The organism is Streptomyces sp. NPDC001406 (assembly GCF_042895285.1).
GTDB lineage: Bacteria > Actinomycetota > Actinomycetes > Streptomycetales > Streptomycetaceae > Streptomyces.
In genome coordinates this window covers 325,776-342,030 of sequence record NZ_JBIAWG010000008.1, presented here as the reverse complement: position 1 = coordinate 342,030, position 16,255 = coordinate 325,776, and the positions used below count along the sequence as shown (strand labels likewise).

Below are 16,255 nucleotides of genomic sequence, written 5' to 3'. Positions count from 1 at the left end.
GATTGACGGGCCGTTCGTGCGACTGCTTCACTGATGCCGCTGTGGCTGAGCCACTCACCCACTGATCCGCCGCTGATCTGAGTTGTCATGTGCAAAACATTGCATCCCCGGTGAAGGGAGATCACGATGCGCAGAGCACGCAGGAGACGCAACGCACTGATCGGCGTGATGTTGTCCGCCGTCGTCATGGGAACCGCCCAACCCGCGGTCGCCTCCGCAACGGCAGAGCGCGGGCCCCGACCCGCATCCGCCCCGCAGTCCTCGGTCCGTGGCGCCGAGGAGGCGATCGCACGTTCGCTCGCGTCCTCGCTGTCGCACTCCGCATGGCGCGCACAGGTGCGTGCGGCCGCCCTGAGCACGGATGAGGTGGATCTGCAGGCGCTGACCGACCAGGCCTGCAGCCCCGTTGGAGCGCGGCTGCAGTCGTCGGTGTCCGGCGCGAACCGGCATGTCGCCGGCCTCAAGGGGCTTCCCACGTCGATCGGTTCGCTGCTCCGCATACGCCTGGGTGCGCCCTCCATGCGCGCACGTCTGAGCGCTGACGTCACCCCCTGGGTCGCCGTCGCCGGCTCCGACGACCACGCCAGGGTGATCACGGCCTACGACAGCCTGGGCCGTCGTCATTCCGTGGACGCGACACACGTACCCGAATTCCCCCTGTACGTCGTGGACATCGACGCCGCCAAGGCGCACCGGGCCGGGCTGCGGGTGCTCTCGAAGGCACTCGCCGACAACGGCCTCAGCGCGCCGCAGGCCGGGCGCGCGAACGCGGCCGCAGCGGCGGGCTGGTGGGCCACCAAGGTCACCGCGGTCGAGGTGAACGACGATCAGGAGCCCTGGTTCAAGGGTGCGGCTGAGATGTTCTCGCTCGTGACCGGCTTCGGGCAGGACGGCAAGGCGCGCGTCGACTCGGTCGACATGCCGTACCTGGACTACGACGGCAACGTGTATTACCCGAACCAGATCCTGGTCAACTGGTCGAACTACAAGTACAACCTGGCGGACGTCGTCATGATGGAGGACGACGACGGCACCAACTACAAGTCGCTCGCCCAGGCCCTCACCACGGCCCTGCTCACCATCACCGACCAGGGCACCTACATCCCGCTGGTGAACGCCGTACTGGCGGCGATGCCCGACTCCTGGTTCACCGACGACCCCGACTATGTGGAGTCGTGGTACACCCTGTCCAAGAACTCCTCCGGCCGTCTCAACGGGGCTGCCGGCAACGGCTGGATGACCGTCGAGCCCTACTTCGTCGAACAGTTCTGAGCCGCCGCCGGTCGCCGCCCGCACCGCCCGGGCCGCGACCGGCTCGCCGGCCTGCACCGCGAGCACTGCGAGTACTGCGAGAAAAGAGCTTCGCCGTCGATTCCCGCTCCAGGCATGATTCCCACCGTGCATGAGGACCGGGACCATCGCGGACGGGCGCGATACACACTGACGGACACCGAGAACGGACACGTCTGGGGCGTGTGCGCCGAAGCGCACGGACTGTTCGGGTCCCCGCGGCGGGGGACGTACGAACTGTTCGGCTGGGTTCCGGAACCGGAAGATGCCGAGGTGCGTGGCTGGGTCGGCAGCCGGGTGTGGCTGGTGCCGGAGGACGGCGAATCCGAGCCCTGGCTCCTCGAAGACGCGGAGAGCCTCGGGCGTCACCCCGGCACGGACGGCCTCGTCCTGACCGGCCTGGACGACTACGAAGGCCCGCCCGAGGGCCACCGGGGCGTGGTCCGGGTGCACGACGAGTACCGGTGGCTGGGCTCGTGCCGGGAGTTCGCCCGCGTCCTGCCGCCCGAGCGGGACGCGCCCCCGCTCGTCCTGCGGGGGCTCGCACCGGATGAACGGCTGCGGCAGGCACTGTCGAAGGGCACCCGGCGGGCATTGGACCTGGAGCAGGCAGCCCTGGAGATACGGGACGACCGGGGTGAGCCGCTCACCGAAACGCTGCTGTGGACCAGAGTCAGCGCCTGGCGTCCCTCGGACTACGGGACGGATCCGGGAACGGACCTGATCGACCTCGAGCTGGACGGAAAGCTCTTCACGCCTGTCCCGGAATATGTACGGCCCCTGTGGGAACGGTGGTTCTCCGGGCCGCCGGACGCCACCGGCACCTGGGCCTGGCTCGACACCCGGCGGCGCGGCGCCTGGCTCGACCTCGTCCGGGACACGGCCTGCCGGCGCGCGCACCGCGACCGGCCGTCCGGCCACCGCTACGAGCTCGACGGCCGGCACATCACCGATGTCCCCGCCCTCTACCTGGCACTCGGTGAGGCGGTGAACGGCCCGGGCGGCTACTTCGGCGGCTGTCCGGCCGCTGTCGACGACTGCCTGCGTGGCACCTTCGGCTACACAGCCCCCGGGGCCCTGCTCTGGCGCCACGCCGCGACCGCGCGCAAGCACCTCTCCCGAATCCTGACGCCCGACGGCCGGCCCTACGACCTGTTCACCGAGACCCTCGATGCCCTGACCCGAGGCGGTATGCACGTCACCCTGAGGTGATAAGTGTGCGACGCACGGTTACTGTGCGGTGAAGCCGAACCGGTGATCCAGGCAAATCCGGTGGCGTGTGCCGGCCGAGTCCGGCCGGTTGGCGGGGGAGTGCCAGCCGGTTGGCGGGTCGGTTCCGGACACCCGCCGGATGTTGCGCCGGGCCCCTTTCCCCCGACCCTGGAGCTCATGAGTGGTCGGTCCTGGGACACGCTCTGATCGTCCTGGACCGACCGTGCCGGGCCAATGAGGAGGTCCGTCCTATGACGATCCGCCTGACGTTTCTGTGTGCGCCCGGCGGTGACGCCACCCTGGATGCACTTCTCGGTGACGCTCCCCTGGATGAGCGCGGCCTGCGTGAGGCAGGCGCGGCCCGAGCAGCACTCCCTCCCCACGGGCCGGCCCTGCGAGGGCCCTCGCTGCGCTGCTTGCAGACCGCCGACGCCCTCGGCCTGACGGCAGCGTCCGAGCCGGCACTGCGCGACGTCGACCTCGGCAAGTGGGGCGGCCGTACCGTCGACGACATCGCCGCAACCGACCCGCACGGTTTGACCGCCTGGTTCACGGACCCGGATGCCGCACCACACGGCGGTGAGTCCGTGCAACAGCTCTGTCGCCGTACAGCGAACTGGCTGAGCGGCGTGGCGCCGGGCACGGACCGTGCTGTGGCCGTCACCGAAGCAGCCGTCGTCCGGGCCGCCCTCATCCATGCCCTGGCCATACCGGCGCGAGCCTTCTGGTATCTCGCTGTGCCGCCCCTGTCCGCGATCTCCCTCACGCGGCGAGGCGGCTGCTGGGACGTCCGTCTCGACTGCCTCACCGCGCGAGTGGGCAGGCGATGGGTGCTCTCGCAATCAGGGACTCCGCCGCACCCCGTCGGTGATCTGCTCTCGCCCACCCACCTGGTCGGCGTGAATCGATCGGGATCGGTTCGCGAAACGCTCTTCGTCAGCTGTGGGTAGGCCGAGGCTGCCGACGTACAGAAGAAGCGCCGTACGCTGACCCCGCGCTGTCGGCGAACGGGAGAAGCCTCGCCGGGCGGGCGCTGACTGCGGGCGAGGGAGGCGCGCATGGGCGGGGCGACACCCCCGGGGACTGTCCTGGTCGTGGACGACGACGCGGCCATCCGGCGGTCGCTGGAGCGCGGGCTGAGGCTGAGCGGCTTTGCCGTGCGCACCGCACCCGACGGGCTCGGCGCGCTCGCCGCCGTCGCGGACGGTCCGCCCGACGTGCTGGTCCTCGATGTGTCGATGCCGGGCATGAGCGGCATCGAGGTGTGCGCGCGGCTGCGCGCCGACGGCCGGGATCTGCCGGTGCTCATGCTCTCCGCGCTCGACGAGACCGCCGACCGGATAGCCGGGCTGCAGGCCGGGGGTGACGACTACCTGGTCAAGCCGTTCGCCCTGCAGGAACTGGTGCTGCGGCTGCGTGCGCTGCTGCGCCGACGGCCGCCCGCCGTCCCGGAACAGGTGTTGCGGGTGGCGGACCTGCTGATCGACCCCGCCGCCCGCACCGTACGCCGGGGCGGACGGCCGCTGGACCTCACACGGCGCGAATTCGAGCTGCTGGAGGTGCTGGCCCGCAACACCGGGCTCGTCCTCACCCGTGACCAACTGCTGGAGCGGGTGTGGGGTTACGACTTCGACGTGCGCAGCGATGCCGTCGACACCTTCGTCAGCTATCTGCGGCGCAAGCTGGAGGCCGACGGCGCACCGCGGCTGATCCAGACCGTGCGCGGGGTCGGCTTCGTGCTGCGGGAGGAGTCGTGAGGCTGTCGGCCCGGATCGGACTCGCGGTGGGCTGCACGGTGCCGTTGCTGGTGCTGGCCTCCGGGTGGCTGCTGCTCCAGCTCGTCGCCCGCGATCTGCACCGCGCCGAGGACGATCATCTACGGGAGCGGGCGGCGGCCGTGGTGCCCGACGCCAAGGCGCTGCTGCGGGCCGGGGCGGCCGACCGGCCCAGGGCGGCGGACACCCGTGAACGTGCCCTCTACAGCGCGGCGCTCGACGTGGGCGTGCGGGTGGTGGGACCGGACGCCACCTTCAACGGCGGACCGCAGCCCGCGCCCGGCGTACGGCTGCCCGCGCGCACCGGCACACCGGTCACCGTGCGCGCCGACGGCGACAGCTGGCGGGTGCTGGCCCGCCGGGTACGTACGCCGCTCGCCTCCGGCACGCTGTGGGTGTTCGCACCGGACACCGCCGACCGGGCCCAGCAGCGGCTGGTCCGGCGCCGGGTGCTGGTCACCACTCTGCTCGCGGCACCCCTGTCCGGCCTGCTGGCCTGGGGCGTGTCCGCGAGTGCCGCCGCGCCGCTACGGAGGCTGACCCGCAGCACCGCGGGACTGGACCCGCGTACCGACCGTGCCCGGCCGCCACTGGAGCGGTCCGGAGTCGCCGAGGTCGACGAGCTGGCCGCCACCGTGCGTACCGTGCTGGCCCGCTACGACGAGCAGGCCGCCCGTACCGGCGAGGCGCTGGACACGGCCCGCTCCTTCTCGTCGGCCGCCGCCCACGAACTGCGCACTCCGCTGATGAGCATGGGCACCAACCTGGACATCCTGGCCGACCACCCCGAGCTGCCCGAGGCGGACCGCACGGAAGTCGTCGCGGACCTACGCCGTGAGCACGGCCGCCTGCTGGGCCTGCTGGTGATGTTGCGTGACCTCGGGCGCGGGGATCTGGTGGAGGCGGAGGCGTTCCGCACCGCCGACCTGACGGAGATCGCGGAGGCGGCCGTCGCCGACGCCGGCCGCCGGGCGCCCGGCGCGCGGCTCGAGCTGGACGCACCGGCGGGCATCACCGTGCGCGGCTGGGAACCCGGACTGCGGCTGCTGCTGGACAACCTGCTGGCCAACGCCGTGGCACACGGAGCCGACGCGCAAGGGCGGGTGAGCGTGACGGTCGGAATGCGGCGTGCGGGGGAGTGGATCGTGCTCACGGTGGACGACGGCGGTCCCGGGGTGCCGGAGCCGGACCGGGAGCGGATCTTCGAACGGTTCCGGCGCGGCCCGGCCAGCGCCGGTTCCGGGCTCGGCCTCACGCTGGTGGCCCAGCAGACCGCGCTGCACCGGGGCAGCGTCACCGTCAGCGACGCACCGGGTGGAACGGGGGCGCGCTTCGAGGTGCGGCTGCCGGCCGCGGCGGGTGAACTGCCCGACCGCCGTGACTGGTTGATCGGAACAGCCGGGACATACCGGTCACAGAGTTTCCCCAAAGAGCGCTCCTAGCCTGCCGCGGGACGGGCGGCCCGAACGGTCCGTCCGGGAACGGAGGCATGTGATGGACATCCGGCGAAGGCGCCGCACCCTGCTGGCAGGACTGGCCACGGCCGCACTCCTCGCGACCGGCACCGGCGCGGCCGCGGCCGACAGCTCCACCGCACCGGCACCGACCGGCGACGGGGCGAAAGCGCTGTGCAAGCGGGTGCCGAAGATCGACCGGCGGATCGAGCGGGCGCTGAAGCGGCTGGACACCGGGGCCGGTACCCGGGGTTCGGTGGCGCGGCTGGAGCGACGCGTGGACAACGCCAAGAAGGCGGGCCACACCGAGATCGCCACGTTTCTGGAGGACCGGCTGAAGACCCGTAAGGCGCTGGTGCCGACGCTCAAGCAGCGGCAGAAGGACCTCGCCGACGTCAGGACGTGGTGCCAGGACAACAACGGCGGCAGGGCAGCGAGTTGACGCGCGCAAAGGCCTCTGCGGTATTGATCGCCCTCCTGGCCGCCCTAACTGCCGGCTGCTCCGGTCACGACGGGGCAACGCCGAAGGCGCCCGCCGCCACGCCGTCGGGCTACTCGCAGATGCAGCAGAAGGTCGACGCGGCCGAGTCTGCCGCCGCCGCGGCCGACCGGGACGCGGCCTCGGACACGGACCGCTGAACCGAGGGGGAGGCGCGTCGCGCCTTCAAGGCCGTCAGCCGAGGTCCCCGAAGATGGCAGCCAGGAGCACCCCGGACGCGAGGAAGATCAGGGTCAGCGTCGCCATCGCGGCCTTCTGTTCCCGGGGCACCTCGGGGCGAGGCATGGTCATTTCAGTGCCGGGCGGGGCGGCCGCGGCCGTCGGTTGGCTGATCGGCTCGCCGCCTTCGCCCAGCACACGAACCGTTCCCATCCCGTGCTTGAGGTGGTTGCTCACCAGCCAGACGTTGACGGGATGGGCGAACGCCAGACCGGCCAGGACGGCCAGGGAGAACGTCGTCCAGAAGCGCACCCCGGCGGCGTCGTGGGTGCCCGGCACATGGCTCCGGATGATGACGATCACGGCCACCATGGCGCCCATCACGCAGTTCATCGACAGCCACTCCGCGAACACCGTCGAACGGACGGCTCGCAGATAGCTGCCACCGAGCATGTCGCGCATGAAAAGGGCCTGGAAGACGAGCAGTCCGAAGCCGAAGCCCACGATGTACTCGGTCAGACTGTCGGCCCAGGCCGGAAGGCCGATCACCGAGGTGATGACGGCTGCCAGCACGATGCCTGTGGCGTCGCCCGCCACACAGTGGATGGTCGATCCGAAGGCCTGCTTCCACAGGGGCGCCACGAACTCCTCGTGGGTCCCCGGCCGAGGCTCCTTGCAGGAGAGCACATAGAGCGCGGCGCCGATCGGCCCGATGTAGAGGGTCACCAGGACCCAGCCCCACTTCATGACCGTGAGTTCGGGGTTCTTGGTGAACGCGTCGAACGCGACGTAGACGGTGGACAGGGCGACCAGGAAGAACCAGATGTACATGAGGGTGTCAGCGGTGGTCCCGCTCATGCCGCCACTGGCCGCAAGCATGTCCACCGCGCCCTTCACCCCGCTCGCACACCCGATGTGGCATCGCTCTTCCGTGACAGGTCATGATGCGGCAGGGCGCTTCCACCGGGCGGCTCGACGGACCTTCCGCGTCCTTAGGGGTGGTTGCTTTCACCCCGGTGGAGGCAGCACAGCGGGTAGCACAGCGGTTATCCCCGTACGGCTACTTCGTGCGCAGCATGAGGGCCTGGCGGGTGTTGTCCCCGTACACGCCGACCTCGTCCCCGTGGATGCCGTACCGCTGCTGGAAGCGGGCGACAGCCTGGCGGACCTTGGTGTCGTACCGGCCGTTGATCGCGCCGCGGTCGTAGATCTGCGGGATCTGGAGCAGACGTACCTGCAACTCGTACACGCCATGGCCGCTGTCGCCCGGACGCAGAACCCCCGTGCCGGGAATCTCGGGCAGCGGGGCGGTGCTGCCGGGCTCCGGCTGGTCCGGTTGCCCCAGGGATGCGGGTGGCGCCGTCGGTGCGCTGTGACCGTTGGTGAGGAGGGAAGAGGCGAGGAGCACACCGCTCACGGCGCCCAGTCCGAAGACTCCGGCCACGCGGGCGTGCCGCGGGTCGATGGACCTCCGGTGCTTGCGGCCATGCTTCTGCGAGGGCGGGTGGACCAGGGGCGGGGGCATGGGCGCCGCGGGAGTCGGCGCACCGGACCTGGCCACGGGCGGAGCCCAGCGTTGCGGCCGGGCGGTGCCTTGCCGCGGATGAACCCTGGGAGTGAAGAACGGCGACGGCTCCCCGAGCCCGGGGCCCCCGTACTCCGCGATGGACGGCTCCGCGGCCTGCTGTGGCGAAGGCGCCTGCGGACCCCTCCCGCGTGCCCACAACGGCTCCACCACGGAGGCTTCCACGGCCCCGCGCGCATGCCCGGGGAGGTCGCCGTCCTCGGTCGTTGTGCTGGGGTGCTGCTCCCGGTCCAGCGCATGAAGGTCGGCCCGCGCGGCGTCCAGCGCCTGCAGAACCGCCCGGAAGGAAGCCCGGATGTCCTGCGCCGGGTCCTCCGCGGATGCGAGGGCTCGCCGCGGCTCGGCGTCGTCGAATGCCATGGGCAGTCCTCCTCGGTCGACGTCTGTGGCATGCCACGTCGGACACCTGTCCTTGTGCAGCGATACGCAGGCCGGTCCGCCTTGTCTCAATCAGCCGCCGGGAGTTGAGGCCTTCGGTCCCTCGGCCACAGGCAGTCGTGGAGGTACAGCGCGAAGGGGATCCACCAGATCGCACTGCTGTGACGAGCCGTCATATCGGCGTGTATCCGCGTGCCCTGGCTTCCGTCGATCCTGGCGCGTAAGTCCTTAAGGTAATGAGGCAGGCCATTGATCGACAAGTGGTTGCGAACGGCCCGGGGCGCGACGGCGGTGTCGAAGCCTTTTCGTAACCGGTGTTTAACGCCAGACTCTTGCGCTCGGCGGCATCGACCGCAAAGGTATCGCACCAAACCTTTGATTGAGGCGGGGAGCGGTACGTCGGATCCACCGGCGGCCACCAGAGCCCGAGGAGGCCCGTATGCCCACCGACAAGTCAGTGACGGAGCCGGAGCGCGAGAAGGCTCTGTCCGGAGACGCTCAACGCCTTCACGAACTCGGCTACGCCCAGGAACTGGCGCGTTCGATGTCGGCGTTCTCGAACTTCGCCATTTCGTTCACCATCATCTCCGTCCTCTCCGGATGTCTGACGCTGTACGGCTTCGGCATGGTCACCGGCGGCCCGGCGATGATCACTTGGGGCTGGCCGCTGGTCGGCATCATGACCCTCTTCGTGGGCCTGGCCATGGCCGAGGTCTGCTCCAGCTACCCGACGGCCGGCGGCCTGTACTACTGGGCGGCGAAGCTCGCTCCGTCCCACGGCGCGGCCTGGTCCTGGTTCACCGGCTGGTTCAACTTCCTCGGCCAGGTGGCGGTGACCGCGGGCATCGACTTCGGCGCGGCCTTCTTCCTCAACGCACTGCTCGACCTGCAGTTCGGCCTCTCCGCCACGCCCGGGCACACCATCCTGATCTTCGGGATCGTGCTGGCCGTCCACGGCGCGCTGAACACCTTCGGCGTCAAGCTCGTCTCCTTCCTCGGCAACGTCAGCGTGTGGTGGCACATCCTCGGCGTGCTGATCATCGTCGGCGCGCTCGTGATCTTCCCCTCGAAGCACCAGTCGGCGGACTTCGTCTTCACTCACTTCGTCAACGGCACCGGCTGGGGCTCCAGCTTCTACGTCGGACTCCTCGGCCTGCTGCTCGCCCAGTACACCTTCACCGGCTACGACGCCTCCGCGCACATGACCGAGGAGACCCACAACGCGGCCGAGGCCGGACCGCGCGGCATCGTGATGTCGATCCTGGTCTCCCTCGTCGCCGGCTGGATCCTCCTGCTCGGCATCACCTTCGCCATCCAGAGCTACGACGGCGCCCTGACCAGCTCGACCGGCGTCCCCCCGGCGCAGATCTTCATCGACGCCCTCGGCGAGACCGGTGGCAAGCTCCTGCTGCTCATCGCGATCGGCGCCCAGTTCTTCTGCGGCATGTCCTCGGTCACCGCGAACTCCCGGATGATCTACGCCTTCTCCCGGGACGGCGCACTGCCCGGCTCGCAGGTGTGGCACCGCATCAACAAGCGGACCAAGACACCCACCAATGCGGTCTGGCTGGCGGCGGGCGGCGCCTTCGTCCTCGGTCTGCCCTATCTGTGGAACGCCACCGCGTACGCGGCCGTCACCTCGATCGCCGTCATCGGCCTGTACATCGCCTATGTCATGCCCGTCTTCCTGCGGCTGCTCCAAGGCGACGACTTCGAGCGCGGGCCCTGGCACCTCGGCCGCTGGAGCCGGCCGGTCGGCATCATCGCCGTCGCCTGGACGCTGATCATCACCGTCCTGTTCATGCTGCCCACGGCCAGCCCCGTCACCGGGAAGAACTTCAACTACACCCCGATCGCCGTCCTGATCGTCCTCGGCTTCGCCGGAGTGTGGTGGCTGGTCTCGGCGCACAACTGGTTCAAGGGCCCGAAGGTCCAGGGCACCGCCGAAGAGCTGGCGGCGATCGAGCATGAACTCGAGTTCTGAGCCCATGCGCCGGGGCGCCGGCACCTGCCTGTGGCAGGAGTGACGGACGGCGACCCCCGGCCGGCGTAGTACCCATGTGACGTATCGCTGCGCCTGCCCCCGGCGACCGCCGGGGGCAGGCCGCGTCCGCGGCGGCGAGGCCGGCCGTCCTCGCCGCCGCGGACGACCCGGGCGTCGTCGCATGTGCCGTTCATCGTCCGTCGTCGATCCGCTCGGCGAGGAGCATCGCCGTATCGTCGGCCAGACGGTGCCCCGTGTGATCGAGCAGCCGTCCGTCACCTCCGCCACGACCGCGGTGACGAAATCCTCGGCCCGATCCTCCGCATCGTCCTGACCGGCCGCCACAGGTGCGGCGGACTCCCGCTCGATCGCCGCCGCGCAGTGGTTCACCACCTCCGCCAGATCGGCCTCGTAGTGCGCACATCACCCACGATCATCCGCACCCCGAACCGCGTCTGCGTGGCCTCGTACAGGTCACCGCCGATCTGTGCCCCCGTCTCTGCCGCGAGGTACATGCCGGCCATCCGCACCGGACCCAGCCGGTCCGGCACGCCTCTCAGGAGGACTCGCTGCGCGGCTTCGGCGATCCGGCGAACCTGGGCGAGCTCGATCTGCCTGTGCGTACGCATGGCGTTGCTCACGGCGACAGGCCGCCGACACGATGAGCAGAGACGCAAGGCTGGTGTAGAACTGTATGCGCGGGCGAGAGCTCGGTGATCAGCGCCAACGGTACGATCATGAACGGCGCCCAGCGTCCGATCATGAAGAGGACGAGCGGAAGTGCGACCGCTTGGCGTCTTTGAGTGGGACCACTTCCTAGGCGCGGGACTACGGCTGGGCCGCGGGCCTCGTGAGGTCGTCCGCCATCTGCTGGGCCCAGCGGCGACGGGCTTGCCGCACATCGTCCCCCACGGCTCCCGGCCCCCAGAGACATTCCTTGTAGACCGGAGCCAAGTCGGCCGGGTCGTCCAGGGCGGTCATCGTGTCACTGATCGCCTGACGCAGTTCCAGGTTCGAGTACAGCGACGTGTGGTCGAGGCTGCTCAGGTACAGCGCGGCGGCATGCGCCGAGTCCTGGTAGGAGTGTTGGCCGTGGGAGGCCATGCAGTCCCTCCTCATGCTGGAGGATGCGCGAACGAACTTCGAAGTACCGCAGGTGGGGGCCGTGTCCCGTAGCGCGCACAGTGTCATAGTTCGGTGGTTGTGGCTAGGTTGTTGGTGGATTGCGTTCATACTGTGCACGGACTGTTCGCCCTGTCTGTGGCTCACGTCACACAAGGCCCTGCGAACTCATAGCGCCTCTCATGCCACTCACCCACAGAAAGCGGCGCCCGGGTCGACCCCCCGGGCCGGGCACTGGAGGGGTGACACCATGGGACGGGCAACGGCTCTCATTGGCCGGCACGGTCGGAGGACGCGATCCACGGGTTCTCGACTCATCGTTCTGGCAGTTGCCTGTGCGGCGTTCCTCTCGGGCTGCGGCGGCGGGACCGACCTGACCAGGGCGAGGCCCCAGCAGGGCACCAGGCCTGCCTCCGCGGCCTCCAAACCCTCAACGGCGACCTGCCTCGACCGGATCGGCTCGCACATGACGCCCGCCCAGAAGGTCGGCCAGTTGTTCGTGGCAGGGGTGCGTGTCAGGCCGGGCAGCGAAGGGGCCATGGCAGCGAGCCTGGCCGCCTTGGGCAACCACCATGTCGGCTCGGTGATCCTCATGGGACCGAGTGGCGCCGGCGCGTCGGCGATCAAGGCCGTGACGGAGCGTGTGGGTCTGCTCGGCCAGGCTGTCGGAGAGAGCCGCGTCGCCCCTCTGGTCTCGACCGACCAGGAAGGAGGCCAGGTGCAGCCGCTGCGCGGGCCCGGCTTCACCGACATCCCGCCCGCTCTGGCTCAGGGCGGCTGGAGCGAGCAGCAGCTGCGTCAGCGGGCGGCACAATGGGCGGCCGAACTGCACGGAGCGGGCATCAACCTCGACCTGGCCCCCGTCGCCGACGTCGTCTCCTCGGACATGGGACGGGCCAATGGCCCCATAGGTCGCTACGACCGTCAGTTCGGCCACACCGCAGAAGCCGTTTCCGGTCACAGCGCCGCGTTCATCAAGGGATTCCGGCAGGCGGGCGTGCTGACCACGCTCAAGCACTTCCCCGGACTGGGCAGTGTTCGCGGCAACACCGACACGACTGTGCAGGTCACGGATACCGTCGTGGGCCGCGATTCCCGTGACCTCACCGTCTATCGAGAGGGCATGGCGGCCGGCGCCCGGTTCGTCATGGTGTCCCTGGCGACGTACACCCGTATCGATCCGGCGCGTCAGGCGGTCTTCTCGCCCATCGTCATCGAGGGCGCGTTGCGCAAGGACCTCGGATTCGACGGGGTCGTCATCTCGGACGACCTGGGGAACGCGGCCGCGGTGCAGTCGATGCCTCCGGCCCAGCGTGCTCTGGCCTTCCTCCGCGCCGGCGGGGACCTCGTGCTGACCGTGAATGCCGACCACATCCCCGCGATGACAGCCGCGGTCCTGAACGCCGAACGCGATCAGTCGGCACTCCGGGCGCACGTCGAGGCGAGCGTACGGCGGATCCTGGCGGCCAAGGAGGCAGCCGGCCTCATTCACTGCGCGGACTGAACCCGCTACCCATGGTGATCTCGCGGACGACTTCCGACCGCCTTGCCCTTGCGTGAGAACCATCGTTCTCGCTAGTGTGCCGGAAGTAGAGAACGTACGTTCTCATCGAGAGCCCGACCACGAGCGCCTGACCGAAGGAAATGACATGGCACACGAACCGCGCCCTCCGTTCCCGCCGTTCACCCGTGAGTCCGCGGTGGAGAAGGTCCGGCTTGCGGAGGACGGTTGGAACTCCCGCGACCCGGGAAAGGTCGCCCTCGCCTACACCGTGGACTCTCGGTGGCGAAACCGTGCCGAGTTCGCCACGGGCCACGACGAGATCGTCTCCTTCCTCACTCGGAAGTGGAATCGGGAGCTCGACTACCGGCTCATCAAGGAGCTTTGGGCCTACGACGGCAGCCGCATCGCGGTGCGGTTCGCCTACGAGTACCACGACGACTCGGGCAACTGGTTTCGCGCCTACGGCAACGAGAACTGGGAATTCGGTGATGACGGGCTGATGCATCACCGTTACGCCTCCATCAACGAACTGCCCATCAAGGAGTCGGAGCGCTTGTTCCACTGGCCCCTGGGGCGGCGACCGGACGGCCACCCGGGCTTGAGTGACCTGGGTCTGTAGAGTCTCGTCGCCGAGGTCGGTCGGCGGTGCGGGTCGAAAACGATGGTTCCCCCGGAGGAGGTGGCTGAAGTGGAACGCGAAGAGGCCGAGAAGCGAGTTCTCGACGCGGCCGAGGAGTTGTTCTACGGCCAGGGCATCCGGGCTGTGGGGATGGACGCAATACGGTCCGCCTCCGCCATCCCGCTGAAGCGCCTCTACCAGCTCTTCCCTTCCAAGGACTCCCTGATCGAGGCCTACCTGCGACGGCGGGACGCGCGTTGGCTGAGCGAGCTGGCCCAGTATGTGGAGACCCTCGAATCGCCGACCCAGCGCATCCTGGCGGTGTTCGACTGGCTGTACCGCTGGTTCAGCGAGCCGGGCTTCCGTGGCTGCGGATTCATCAACTCCTTCGGGGAGATGGGCGCGACGTCCCCCGCCGTGGCCGACATCGCGAAGGCTCACAAGCAGGCGTTCCGGGACTACGTCGCTGACTTGGTGGCTGCGGCGGAAGCGCCCAACTGGCTTGCCGACCAGCTCGTTCTGCTCGCCGAGGGCGCGATGACCACGGCAGCCATCCACGGTTCCCCCGAGCCTGCTCGCCAGGCCAAGGACGCCGCGCGCACCTTGCTGCAGACCTCTCGTGCGGGGACCGACATCCCTGTCTGAAGCCCGTGGTCAGTCGGCCCGCCTCAATCGTGCCGCAGCCGTTCAGCCCTGGTTGGCGAGCCGCAGAAGGGTCGTGGCGAGGACGTCGACCCCGTGGGTGCACGCCTCGGGTGTGGAGTATTCGCGAGGGTTGTGGCTGATGCCGTCGTACTCGCCCCGCACGAAGATCATGGCGGTGGGGCAGAGAGCGGCGAGTTCCTGGGCGTCGTGGCCGGCCCCCGAGAGCAGGGAGATGTGCGGCAGGCCGTGGTCGTCGGCGGCCTGGGCGATGACTTTCTGCACCTCGTTGTCGAAGGGGACATAGGAGGTCTTGGCCATCCGTCGGGTGGTCACGGACAGACCCGACCGACTCCCCTCCAGGTCGTGCAGGAACGCGGCCAAGTCCCCCTCGGCACGGGCCATCTGGGCGTCATCGGGGTTGCGCAGGTCGACGGTCAACTCCGCGCGGGCGGGGACGATGTTGGTCAGGTCCGGGTGGACGGTCAGATGGCCGACGGTGGCGCGCAGGTCGCCGTACGAGCATGAGTCGACCATGGCCCGCAGATGGACGACGATCTGCGCGGCGGCGAGACCGGCGTCGGCCCGCAGGTGGGTGGGGGTGGTGCCGGCATGCGCGGCGCGGCCGTGGATGGTGATCTCCTGCAGGAGATGCCCTGCACACCGGTGACGACACCGACAGGGACATCGTGCTCGGCGAGTACGGGGCCCTGTTCGATGTGGCACTCCACATAGGCGTGCGGCGGGGCGAGGCGCACGTCGGCCGGGCCGTCGAACCCGGTGCGGGCCAGTTCGCCGCCGAGCGTGTGGCCGTCGCGGTCGGTCAGGGCATGGGCGTACTCCAGGGTCAGGCGGCCGGCGGCCACGGCGCTGCCGAGCATGTCGGTGCCGAAGCGAACCCCCTCTTCCTCGGTGAAGATTCCGACCTCGATGGGGCGGCGGGTGCTGATACCGCGCTCGTTCAGGGTCCGTAGGACCTCGATGCCGCCCAGGACGCCGAGCCGGGCCCAGCCCCAGTGCCGCACGGCGCTCTTCGGCGCCCTTTCCGGTGAGCGCCGCGCGGACACCGGCGAGAGCGGCGGCACCGCACGGGCCCGAGGAGACACCGAGTTTCGCGAGGTCGGCGGCCGCGCAGGCACTCGCGGCATCGGTGACGGCGACCGCCGCGTCGAGCCCGCCGTGCAGACAGGGCCAGGCGATGCTGGACGGGGTGCCGCAGTTCAGCCCGGCCATGGCGGTGTGACCGGTGATGACGCTGACGGGTTCACCGCGATCGAGACTCTCGATGACGCATGCCGCGGCCTCCGGTTCGACGGAGAGCAGCGCCGGAGCCGGAGCCGGTCCGGAGGGACGGCTGCGGTAGTGGGTGACCACGGCCTGGGCCAGGGACCCGACGCCCACCGGGACGGCGACGAGCCCCGGTGCCGTGGCTCCCGCGGCAGCGAGCTGCTCGTCCATCTCCACGCAGAGGGTGGAGTAGCCCTCGACGATCCAGCCGGGGATCGTCTCATAGCCCGGCCAGGCGGTGTCCTGGATCAGGACCGCGTCCGCGGCGGCTTCGGCCGCGTCGGCCGCCTGCCGTACGGCGTCGTCGTACGACCCGGGAACGCGGGTGATGTCCGCCCCTTCGGATTCGATCGCGGCGACGGCCGCTGGATGGACGCCCCGGGGAACGAATATGTGTGCGCGCCGGCCGAGCAGACGCGCCGACCGGGCCACCGCGCGGCCGTGGTTGCCGTCGGTGGCGCTGATCAGCGTGGCGGGCGCCGTGCCCGGGTGGCGGGTCGCCTGCTCCGCCAGCGCACGGTGTACCGCCCAGGATGCGCCCAGCGCCTTGAAGGCCGGCAGGCCCAGGCGGGAGGACTCGTCCTTGACGAAAACCCGGCCGACCGCCAACTCGGCAGCCAGGGAGGGGAGTTCTCTCAGTGGGGTGGGGGCATATCCGGGCAGGGCGGCGTGGAAGTCCCGTACCTCGGCAGGCGCGGCTGCACAGGTCCAGGACCGGGCAGCGGGCCGCCCCGGGTGCGTCAAC

General features: G+C 69.9%; 17 protein-coding genes and 1 pseudogene. 11 read left to right on the top strand and 7 right to left on the bottom strand.

Annotation, left to right across the window (positions count from 1 at the left end):
- The first annotated feature begins 126 nt into the window (after positions 1–126).
- The 7 genes from ACFY1J_RS21835 (at position 127) to ACFY1J_RS21805 (ending at position 6,370) form a co-directional block, all read left to right on the top strand.
- Positions 127–1,272: a DUF3103 family protein gene (locus tag ACFY1J_RS21835; RefSeq protein ID WP_390731710.1), complete on the top strand. Its 1,146-nt coding sequence runs from the start codon at positions 127–129 to the stop codon at positions 1,270–1,272.
- A 114-nt stretch (positions 1,273–1,386) separates the two neighbouring features.
- Positions 1,387–2,502 (top strand): hypothetical protein, encoded by a 1,116-nt coding sequence (locus ACFY1J_RS21830; protein WP_390731709.1) that lies wholly within the window; start codon positions 1,387–1,389, stop codon positions 2,500–2,502.
- A 251-nt stretch (positions 2,503–2,753) separates the two neighbouring features.
- Positions 2,754–3,452, top strand: coding sequence for a histidine phosphatase family protein (locus tag ACFY1J_RS21825; protein ID WP_390708028.1), 699 nt, complete (start codon positions 2,754–2,756; stop codon positions 3,450–3,452).
- A gap of 108 nt (positions 3,453–3,560) precedes the next feature.
- Positions 3,561–4,259 carry a response regulator transcription factor gene (locus tag ACFY1J_RS21820; RefSeq protein WP_390708027.1) on the top strand — a complete coding sequence of 233 codons (699 nt, stop codon included), beginning with the start codon at positions 3,561–3,563 and terminating at the stop codon, positions 4,257–4,259.
- Positions 4,256–5,719, top strand: coding sequence for an ATP-binding protein (locus ACFY1J_RS21815; protein WP_390708026.1), 1,464 nt, complete (start codon positions 4,256–4,258; stop codon positions 5,717–5,719). Before ACFY1J_RS21820 ends, ACFY1J_RS21815 begins: the two co-directional genes overlap by 4 nt.
- A gap of 52 nt (positions 5,720–5,771) precedes the next feature.
- Positions 5,772–6,173: a hypothetical protein gene (locus ACFY1J_RS21810; RefSeq protein ID WP_390731708.1), complete on the top strand. Its 402-nt coding sequence runs from the start codon at positions 5,772–5,774 to the stop codon at positions 6,171–6,173.
- Positions 6,170–6,370: a hypothetical protein gene (locus ACFY1J_RS21805; protein WP_390708024.1), complete on the top strand. Its 201-nt coding sequence runs from the start codon at positions 6,170–6,172 to the stop codon at positions 6,368–6,370. Before ACFY1J_RS21810 ends, ACFY1J_RS21805 begins: the two co-directional genes overlap by 4 nt.
- A 34-nt stretch (positions 6,371–6,404) precedes the next feature.
- On the opposite strand, the gene ACFY1J_RS21800 is transcribed toward ACFY1J_RS21805, so the two are convergent.
- Both ACFY1J_RS21800 and ACFY1J_RS21795 read right to left on the bottom strand, forming a co-directional pair.
- On the bottom strand, positions 6,405–7,247 hold the full coding sequence (locus ACFY1J_RS21800; RefSeq protein WP_390708023.1) for a DUF4396 domain-containing protein: 843 nt from the start codon (positions 7,245–7,247) through the stop codon (positions 6,405–6,407).
- Positions 7,248–7,449: 202 nt separating this feature from the next.
- A complete protein-coding gene (locus ACFY1J_RS21795) occupies positions 7,450–8,334 on the bottom strand; it encodes a peptidoglycan-binding protein (protein ID WP_390731707.1) in 885 nt (294 codons plus the stop codon).
- A gap of 457 nt (positions 8,335–8,791) precedes the next feature.
- Here ACFY1J_RS21795 and ACFY1J_RS21790 point away from each other — a divergent pair, with 457 nt between their 5' ends.
- On the top strand, positions 8,792–10,336 hold the full coding sequence (locus ACFY1J_RS21790; RefSeq protein WP_390708021.1) for an amino acid permease: 1,545 nt from the start codon (positions 8,792–8,794) through the stop codon (positions 10,334–10,336).
- A gap of 386 nt (positions 10,337–10,722) precedes the next feature.
- Here the strand turns inward: ACFY1J_RS21790 and ACFY1J_RS21785 are convergent, their stop codons facing one another.
- Both ACFY1J_RS21785 and ACFY1J_RS21780 read right to left on the bottom strand, forming a co-directional pair.
- The gene (locus tag ACFY1J_RS21785) at positions 10,723–10,965 is read right to left on the bottom strand and encodes a hypothetical protein (RefSeq protein ID WP_390708020.1); all 243 of its coding nucleotides are present in this window, start codon (positions 10,963–10,965) and stop codon (positions 10,723–10,725) included.
- Positions 10,966–11,164: 199 nt separating this feature from the next.
- Positions 11,165–11,440, bottom strand: coding sequence for a hypothetical protein (locus ACFY1J_RS21780; RefSeq protein WP_390708019.1), 276 nt, complete (start codon positions 11,438–11,440; stop codon positions 11,165–11,167).
- A gap of 484 nt (positions 11,441–11,924) precedes the next feature.
- On the opposite strand from ACFY1J_RS21780, the gene ACFY1J_RS21775 reads away from it, so the two are divergent.
- From ACFY1J_RS21775 to ACFY1J_RS21765, 3 genes are all read left to right on the top strand, one after another.
- Entirely contained in the window at positions 11,925–12,962 is a 1,038-nt protein-coding gene (locus ACFY1J_RS21775; RefSeq protein ID WP_390731706.1) for a glycoside hydrolase family 3 N-terminal domain-containing protein, read from the top strand.
- A 145-nt stretch (positions 12,963–13,107) separates the two neighbouring features.
- Complete coding sequence (locus ACFY1J_RS21770) at positions 13,108–13,581, top strand: DUF1348 family protein (RefSeq protein WP_390708017.1); 474 nt, start codon at positions 13,108–13,110, stop codon at positions 13,579–13,581.
- Between the two features lie 69 nt (positions 13,582–13,650).
- Complete coding sequence (locus ACFY1J_RS21765) at positions 13,651–14,226, top strand: TetR/AcrR family transcriptional regulator (RefSeq protein WP_390708016.1); 576 nt, start codon at positions 13,651–13,653, stop codon at positions 14,224–14,226.
- 42 nt (positions 14,227–14,268) lie between these two features.
- Here the strand turns inward: ACFY1J_RS21765 and ACFY1J_RS21760 are convergent, their stop codons facing one another.
- The 3 genes and pseudogenes from ACFY1J_RS21760 to ACFY1J_RS21750 form a co-directional block, all read right to left on the bottom strand.
- Positions 14,269–14,814 (bottom strand): M20/M25/M40 family metallo-hydrolase, encoded by a 546-nt coding sequence (locus tag ACFY1J_RS21760; RefSeq protein WP_390731731.1) that lies wholly within the window; start codon positions 14,812–14,814, stop codon positions 14,269–14,271.
- Entirely contained in the window at positions 14,709–15,248 is a 540-nt protein-coding gene (locus ACFY1J_RS21755) for a M20/M25/M40 family metallo-hydrolase (protein ID WP_390731730.1), read from the bottom strand. Before ACFY1J_RS21755 ends, ACFY1J_RS21760 begins: the two co-directional genes overlap by 106 nt.
- Positions 15,226–16,254 (bottom strand): annotated as a pseudogene (locus ACFY1J_RS21750) (diaminopropionate ammonia-lyase); the annotation flags it as partial. The pseudogene ACFY1J_RS21750 and the gene ACFY1J_RS21755, both read right to left, overlap by 23 nt.
- Position 16,255: the final 1 nt, after the last annotated feature.

Bases quoted from the DNA above. Each gene is read 5' to 3' on its own strand.
- ACFY1J_RS21835 (WP_390731710.1), top strand. From the start codon at position 127: ATGCGCAGAGCACGCAGGAGACGCAACGCACTGATCGGCGTGATGTTG.
- ACFY1J_RS21830 (WP_390731709.1), top strand. From the start codon at position 1,387: ATGATTCCCACCGTGCATGAGGACCGGGACCATCGCGGACGGGCGCGA.
- ACFY1J_RS21825 (WP_390708028.1), top strand. From the start codon at position 2,754: ATGACGATCCGCCTGACGTTTCTGTGTGCGCCCGGCGGTGACGCCACC.
- ACFY1J_RS21820 (WP_390708027.1), top strand. From the start codon at position 3,561: ATGGGCGGGGCGACACCCCCGGGGACTGTCCTGGTCGTGGACGACGAC.
- ACFY1J_RS21810 (WP_390731708.1), top strand. From the start codon at position 5,772: ATGGACATCCGGCGAAGGCGCCGCACCCTGCTGGCAGGACTGGCCACG.
- ACFY1J_RS21800 (WP_390708023.1), bottom strand. From the start codon at position 7,247: ATGAGCGGGACCACCGCTGACACCCTCATGTACATCTGGTTCTTCCTG.
- ACFY1J_RS21795 (WP_390731707.1), bottom strand. From the start codon at position 8,334: ATGGCATTCGACGACGCCGAGCCGCGGCGAGCCCTCGCATCCGCGGAG.
- ACFY1J_RS21790 (WP_390708021.1), top strand. From the start codon at position 8,792: ATGCCCACCGACAAGTCAGTGACGGAGCCGGAGCGCGAGAAGGCTCTG.
- ACFY1J_RS21785 (WP_390708020.1), bottom strand. From the start codon at position 10,965: ATGCGTACGCACAGGCAGATCGAGCTCGCCCAGGTTCGCCGGATCGCC.
- ACFY1J_RS21780 (WP_390708019.1), bottom strand. From the start codon at position 11,440: ATGGCCTCCCACGGCCAACACTCCTACCAGGACTCGGCGCATGCCGCC.
- ACFY1J_RS21775 (WP_390731706.1), top strand. From the start codon at position 11,925: ATGACGCCCGCCCAGAAGGTCGGCCAGTTGTTCGTGGCAGGGGTGCGT.
- ACFY1J_RS21770 (WP_390708017.1), top strand. From the start codon at position 13,108: ATGGCACACGAACCGCGCCCTCCGTTCCCGCCGTTCACCCGTGAGTCC.